This window comes from Wolbachia endosymbiont of Tuta absoluta (assembly GCF_059414725.1).
Genome location: NZ_JBNRJY010000177.1, coordinates 1 through 416, shown reverse-complemented (window position 1 = coordinate 416; position 416 = coordinate 1). Strand labels below are relative to the sequence as shown.

Sequence of the window (416 nt, the reverse complement as noted above, 5' to 3'; positions counted from 1 at the left end):
ACTGGTTTGAAAGAATTGAATATGCAAGTAAGTGGAAACCTAAAATTTATCAAATGTAAGTCCTTCTGGCCGTGTGATGCCGGCTTAGAATAACATCACCCAATTTCTTTCCCTTGGGTGTGTACTGCAATTTTAGGCGATGGGCTGACAACCTGTCACTATGGCGATATACAATTTTCCGAATGTCCCTCAAACATATGTCAGACGTGGTGTAAATGTTCGTTTTTGCGGGCGTTTACGCTTTACCTACCTTGAAAGGGATAATAGCCGTGATATGTGTATGTATGTATGTATGTTCTTCAAATTCAGCCTGCGTTGTAATTTTGCAAATTCTCCAAATTTTTATCAGTTCGATCGATCCTTGACCATCACGTAACAATACTATTTTTCTTATAATTTCAATAATGTCTTCATGT

General features: G+C 37.7%; 1 protein-coding gene. It reads right to left on the bottom strand.

The window, feature by feature from the left end:
* Positions 1-235: 235 nt before the first annotated feature.
* The coding region (locus ACJ5GX_RS01875) for a hypothetical protein (protein ID WP_495292639.1) at positions 236-416 on the bottom strand (181 nt) is incomplete at its 5' end.